Source organism: Chitinophaga sp. (assembly GCF_036569185.1).
Classification (GTDB): Bacteria; Bacteroidota; Bacteroidia; order Chitinophagales; family Chitinophagaceae; genus Chitinophaga.
Window position 1 is genome coordinate 1 of sequence record NZ_DATCRD010000274.1, and the last position, 6,136, is coordinate 6,136.

6 protein-coding genes and 1 tRNA gene are annotated in these 6,136 nt (G+C 45.0%); 6 read left to right on the forward strand and 1 reads right to left on the reverse strand.

Features of this window, described 5'->3' with window-relative positions; translation table 11 throughout:
• From VIM72_RS21180 to VIM72_RS21205, 6 genes are all read left to right on the forward strand, one after another.
• Positions 1-350 (forward strand): glycerophosphodiester phosphodiesterase family protein (locus tag VIM72_RS21180; protein ID WP_332004823.1); only part of this gene is annotated, 350 nt, incomplete at its 5' end.
• Between the two features lie 114 nt (positions 351-464).
• Positions 465-1,079, forward strand: a complete 615-nt coding sequence (locus tag VIM72_RS21185) for an OmpH family outer membrane protein (RefSeq protein WP_332004824.1) — start codon at positions 465-467, stop codon at positions 1,077-1,079.
• 79 nt (positions 1,080-1,158) lie between these two features.
• The gene (locus VIM72_RS21190) at positions 1,159-2,592 is read left to right on the forward strand and encodes an APC family permease (RefSeq protein WP_332004825.1); all 1,434 of its coding nucleotides are present in this window, start codon (positions 1,159-1,161) and stop codon (positions 2,590-2,592) included.
• Between the two features lie 530 nt (positions 2,593-3,122).
• On the forward strand, positions 3,123-3,806 hold the full coding sequence (locus tag VIM72_RS21195; protein WP_332004826.1) for a DUF4254 domain-containing protein: 684 nt from the start codon (positions 3,123-3,125) through the stop codon (positions 3,804-3,806).
• A 10-nt stretch (positions 3,807-3,816) separates the two neighbouring features.
• Positions 3,817-4,854: a glycosyltransferase family 9 protein gene (locus tag VIM72_RS21200; RefSeq protein ID WP_332004827.1), complete on the forward strand. Its 1,038-nt coding sequence runs from the start codon at positions 3,817-3,819 to the stop codon at positions 4,852-4,854.
• Between the two features lie 104 nt (positions 4,855-4,958).
• A tRNA-Gln gene (locus tag VIM72_RS21205) sits at positions 4,959-5,029 on the forward strand.
• Between the two features lie 177 nt (positions 5,030-5,206).
• On the opposite strand, the gene VIM72_RS21210 is transcribed toward VIM72_RS21205, so the two are convergent.
• The gene (locus tag VIM72_RS21210) at positions 5,207-6,085 is read right to left on the reverse strand and encodes a class I SAM-dependent methyltransferase (RefSeq protein ID WP_332004828.1); all 879 of its coding nucleotides are present in this window, start codon (positions 6,083-6,085) and stop codon (positions 5,207-5,209) included.
• Between the last annotated feature and the right edge of the window lie 51 nt (positions 6,086-6,136).

Here is a 6,136-nt window from a genome sequence, read left to right on the forward strand (position 1 = left end):
AAGCGGTGGCCATGGTGCAGGCAAAGAAGGCCCAGGCGTGGATGTTTTACATCAGCTTTGACTATAACATCTGCAAAAAAATAAAAGCGCTTGATCCGGCGGCTAAAATAGCCTATCTCAACGGCGACAAAACGCCTGCACAGTTACAGGCAGACGGGATCTGGGGATTGGACTATCACCAGCAGGTGTTTAAAAATGATCCGCAGCTGATAGCTACTGCCAAACAGCATAAAGTGACCACCAATGCCTGGACGATAGATAACCCGGAAATAATGGATGATTTGCTGAAAAACGGGATAGATTTTATCACCACCAATGAGCCGGAGATCCTGTTGGATAAGGTGAAATAATAATATTAGTTAAAACCTCGCTAAAAAAAAGGATGGGAATATGAAAATCCGGTAAAAACCTTATTTTAGCCCTTCCATTTTTTAAATGTACTTAAAGCAAATCCACCTATTAACATGCGCACTTGTAAACAATTAGTGACAAAAGGATTATTGGCGGCGTTTTCAGCCGGATTATTGATGTCTTGCCAGGGAAATAAAGCTGGTAACAGTGCGCCAGCTGCAACATCTGCGGCAAACAGCAGTACTCCTGCTGCAGGTAGTTTCAAAATTGCGTACGTAGACCTGGACTCACTGGAGGCGCATTTTGAGTATTTCAAGGAAAAAAGAGCCGTGCTGGAGCAAAAGCAGCAGCAGATGGACAACCAGCTGAAAGGCAAGGCCCGGGCATTACAGAGCGAATATGAGGATCTGCAGCGCAGGGCATCTACACTTACACAGGAACAGGGCGAGGCCGCACAGCGCAGCCTGATGTCCAAACAACAGCAGCTGGAGCAGGAAGCGCAAAACCTGCGTGCTTCCTATACAGAGCAGGAAACCAAATTCAACGAGGAGTTACAGAAGAGACTGGACGATTTCCTGAAAGCATTTAATGCCGACAAACGTTTTGCATATATATTCTCTTACCGCAGTACTGCCAGCAATATCCTTTATAAAGATCCGGCTTACGATGTAACACCGGAAGTAATCAAGGGTATGAATGAGAATGGCGCAGCAGCTTCTGGCAAATAAGCGGATAAACCATCAGAAAAATTTTCTACCTTATAGTCCCGGTTCCTTTTATGAGCCGGGACTTTTTATAAATATCAATATGGAAATCAACCAAACTAAATCATTCAAGCCATCCCTTGGCCTGCTGGACGCCACCATGATAGTGGCCGGTTCTATGATCGGTTCCGGGATCTTTATTGTAACTGCGGAAATTGCGCGTAGTGTGGGCGGCGCCGGATGGATCACTGCTATGTGGGTGCTCGCAGGAGTGGTAACGCTGATTGCCGCGCTCAGTTATGGCGAGTTATCGGGAATGTTCCCCAAAGCAGGAGGCCAGTATGTGTATCTCCGGGAAGCCTACAATCCTTTTATTGCGTTCTTATTTGGCTGGACGCAGCTTGGCGTTATTCAAAGTGGTACCATTGCTGCGGTGGCGGTGGCCTTTGCCAAGTTTACCGCCTACCTGATCCCGGGTTTCAGCGAGAAGAACATATTGCTGGATGCCGGTATTGTGCAGATTTCCGCAGCACAGATAGTGGCTATTGTATCCATCATCTTACTAACATTTATAAACACCCGTGGTGTACACCACGGCAAGCTGATACAAACAGTATTTACGTTGGCGAAGCTGCTTTCTTTATTCGGGCTTATTATTTTCGGATTGTTGTTTGGTGCAAAATCCGAGATATGGAATGCCAACTGGCAACACGCCTGGGATGCAGCCGCAGTTACTTCCCAGAATGGTACGGTATTAACCACTGCTTTATCGGGGCTGGCATTATTTGGCGCCATCGCTGTTTCCATGAAGGGCTCGTTGTTTTCCAGCGATGCATGGAACAATGTAACTTTTATTGCGGGGGAAATTAAGAACCCCGCCAGGAATATAGGCCGTTCCCTTTTCCTGGGAACACTGATTGTGACCATCATTTATGTGAGCTGTAACCTGATGTACCTGGCCGTACTACCGCTGAATGAAATTGCATTTGCCGCCAACGACCGTGTAGCCGTGGCAGTGACTGAACAGATCTTTGGTTCCAGCGGCGCCATCATTATTGCCGTGATGATCATGATCTCTACTTTTGGTTGTAACAACGGGTTGATCCTGTCGGGTGCAAGGATCTATTACACCATGGCCCAGGATAAGCTCTTCTTTAAAAAAGCAGGCGAATTGAATAAGCACAGCGTGCCTGGCTATGGTTTGTGGATCCAGTGCGCGTGGGCTTCCCTGCTTTGCCTGACCGGAAGGTACAACGATCTGCTGGCGCTGGTAATTTTCGGGGTACTGATATTTTATGTACTTACCATTCTGGGTATTTTTATTTTAAGAAAGAAACGCCCGGAGGCAGAGCGCCCATACAAAGCATTTGGTTACCCTGTGCTGCCTATGATCTACATTATTGTGGCATTATCGCTGGCGGCGCTGTTGCTGGTGTTTGAAACCAGTTATACTTTACCGGGACTGGGCATTATATTATTGGGCATCCCACTTTATTACGCTACCAAAATAAAGCTGACAGCTGGCCCAGAAAGCTAATTTGGACAAAAAAATACATTAATTACCACTAACGTTGTATAAAAAAAGGGGGCCACTGCAGTGTATAATGCAGTGGCCCCTTTTAATTTGCACTAAGACACACGGACATAATGATGTCCACTTTTAAACCCTGATTATTTAGAAAACCCGGTACTATTTGAGAATAATTAAACAAATGAAATTGTCAACATTAGCAGAGGAAATCCCATAAAAGCAGTGGTGGAAGCCACTTCCGGTTGATGAATAATGTAACGTCTGTGATCCTGGCCCTGTAATTGGTGATCTGACAATTTGTTAACAGCTATATTATTAAACACCCTCAATTAAAACGTGTAGCCATTAGAGTGATTGATTTTTACTGCATTTAAAAAATATTCAAAACAATAAATCATCATAAAAATATTATTGCCAGGATGATGTCATCGCATCATTTGCGGTAAAAAAGGAAATAAGGTGGTATAACCTTGACGGCATCTCAACCCCAAGATAACCATTGAAAGCCTTCACGATTTGCATTCTCGAACATTCACATGACAATCTTTTACAATAAGCGTATGGTGTCTACCATGCGCTTCTTTTTTGTTGTTAGCCTTTTGTACATTTGCGCCATGTTTACACAATTGTGCAATAAGATATTTAACCAGAGTATCGTGGCCTACCATGAGCACAATGATGTGCATCAGGCCATTTCCAATCCCTATGAAAAGAGCAGCATTGAGCACCTGCTTTTCCTGAAAAACTGGATAGACACGGTGCAGTGGCACCTGGAGGATATTATCCGCGACCCGAACATTGACCCGGTGGAAGCATTGGGGATTAAGCGCTGGATAGACCGTTCCAACCAGGAGCGTACAGATGTGGTGGAATATATCGACAGCTATTTCCTGGAGAAATACAGTAAAACGGTACCCGCTGCGGATGCGACCATCAATACGGAAAGCCCCGCCTGGGCAATAGACCGGTTATCTATTTTAGCCCTGAAAATTTATCATATGCAGGAAGAAGCCACCCGTGCAGACGCCACTCCTGAGCACCGGGCTGCCTGCCAGCGAAAGCTGGATATACTCCTGGAGCAGCAAAAAGACCTGGGCACCGCTATTGAGGCGCTCCTGGCCGATATTGCCGCCGGCAGGAAGTTTATGAAGGTATACAAGCAAATGAAGATGTATAACGATCCTTCCCTGAACCCGGTTTTATACAAGAACGAAAAATAAACCTTCATACTTGGGCGCAGTTAAAACGATATTGGTTACCCGGTTGTCTGCTTTAGGCGATGTAGCTATGACCATTCCTGTAATGAAGCAGGTGCTGGATGAAAATCCGGATGTGGAGATTGTTTTTGTGACCAACAGGAACTGGGGCGCTTTGTGCGCGGGCATTTCCCGGCTTACCTTCTTTCCTGCCGATGTAAAAGGCATTCACAAAGGGGTAAAAGGGTTGTACCGGTTGTTCCGTGAAGTGAGGAGAACCCACCGGGTTACAGCAGTGGCAGACCTCCATAATGTGTTGAGATCCCAGATCATCCGGACCTTTTTCCGCCTGAGCGGCACTCCTGTGGCAGCTATTGACAAAGGCCGCGCGGAAAAGAAAGCGCTGACCCGGCGTGAGAACAAGATATTACAGCCACTCACCAGTACCATAGAAAGATATGCCCGGGTTTTCCGGCAGCTGGGTCTTCGCTGTGAAATGGGCCGTAAACCTGTTTTTCAGCCCCGTACGCTGCCCGGATCAGTTACTGTAGTAACTGGTTCCAAACAAGGCAAAAAGTGGATTGGACTGGCTCCTTTTGCCACCTACCGCGAAAAAATGTATCCTTTGGAGAAAATGGCCGTTGTTTTAGGAACGCTGGCGCGGGAACAGGGGATACAGCTGTTTCTTCTGGGAGGTAAACAGGAGGTAACGTTGCTGACACAACTGGCAGCGCAATACCCGGAGGTAATTGTGGCGGCAGGGCGTTTTTCCCTGGACGAGGAAATGGCGCTGATCAGCCAGCTGGATGTGATGATCAGTATGGATTCGGCCAACATGCACCTGGCTTCCCTGTTTGGAGTGCCGGTAGTATCTGTTTGGGGCGCCACCCATCCTTTTGCCGGGTTCATGGGCTATGCGCAGGCGCCGGAAAATGCTGTCCAGGTTCCGGATCTTCCGTGTCGGCCCTGCTCTGTATTTGGCAATAAACCCTGTTTCAGAGGGGATCATGCATGTATGGAGTGGATAAAACCGGTACAGATAGTGGAAAAAGTAAATGAGATTGTTTTGTAAGTCTTTACCATAAAGGATTTCAAAGGATATTTTAAAAATATTGCAAGTTTTTTTTGCAGAAATAAAAAAAGTTATACTTTTGCCATCCCAAACAACAATGGTATTGCCCAATAGTATAATGGTAGTACGACAGATTTTGGTTCTGTTTGTCTAGGTTCGAATCCTGGTTGGGCAACTAGGGAGCAGAGATTATCAATGCTTAATGATTTTTAAAAACCGCTATAGTTCTCGACTGTAGCGGTTTTTTATTTGCTTTACTGTCTGTGCAAAAATGCCGGGGATGCATATATTTTGTTACGGTGCTTGTTCAAATACCGGATCGATGAAAAGTCCCCGGGCGGTGCTTATGTTTTTATGACCCCTTCCTGCATTTTATTATAATAAACCTGAAGGAAGATTTACCCGGCATCGTTTTATTAGGTTCTTCTATCTCAAAAAAATCTGTTAGTCCGTATTCGCCGAACTCCTCCTGTACCGATTCATTGTCGTAGAAAAATATTTTGGCTCCCTGAGTTGCTTCAAAACGGTCTTTACCTATCTGTGTACCTATCCCGTAATTGGGTGAATTTTTTGAGATAACTGAAAAGAAGAGGTATCCATTGGGTTGCAGCTGATCATAGCAATCCCGGATGAGCTTTTTCCGTTCATCCTCATCCAGCAGGTAAATTAATCCATAGCTGAAAATTCCCTCGTAATGATGATGATCAAAAGGCATGTCTGTTACAGAGCCGTGATAGATTTTCATACTGTTACCGTAATGCGCTTTTGCCAGATCAATGGCCGTTTTTGAAATTTCGATCCCTGTTACTTTGATACCATTGTCTATAAACACTTTTGCATTCCTGCCATATCCTATGCCTGGAATCAATATATCTTTAATACCTTCTTTTATAAAAAAATCCTTCGCTAAAAGAGTAGAATCAGCAGGCTCAAATCCCCACATAGCCTGCTTGTCAATAAAACTTGATTCCCAGAATGATCCTGTTTCGTGAGAGGAAGGTTTGTTCCTGATACAAATTTTGTCTTCCATCAGTTTGCATGTAAATCCCAATGCGTAGACGATTGAGACCACTGTCTCTGTATTGATCACCGGCGCTTCCACACGGATTATTTTATCGCTGTCGTTATGATCAAAGTGGATGCGTGCACCTGGAAGTTTTTCTTTAATCGCCTCTAACACGGTTGCTGCCTGTGCTGGTTCCTGGATATTTGTTTTGAAGATTTCAATCATGATAAAGTATTTATATGCCGGAGAACATTTACAGTTCGCAGAATATATACC

Excerpts from the sequence above, each read along its gene's own strand:
- VIM72_RS21185 (WP_332004824.1), top strand. The coding sequence starts at position 465 with ATGCGCACTTGTAAACAATTAGTGACAAAAGGATTATTGGCGGCGTTT.
- VIM72_RS21190 (WP_332004825.1), top strand. The coding sequence starts at position 1,159 with ATGGAAATCAACCAAACTAAATCATTCAAGCCATCCCTTGGCCTGCTG.
- VIM72_RS21195 (WP_332004826.1), top strand. The coding sequence starts at position 3,123 with ATGACAATCTTTTACAATAAGCGTATGGTGTCTACCATGCGCTTCTTT.
- VIM72_RS21210 (WP_332004828.1), bottom strand. The coding sequence starts at position 6,085 with ATGATTGAAATCTTCAAAACAAATATCCAGGAACCAGCACAGGCAGCA.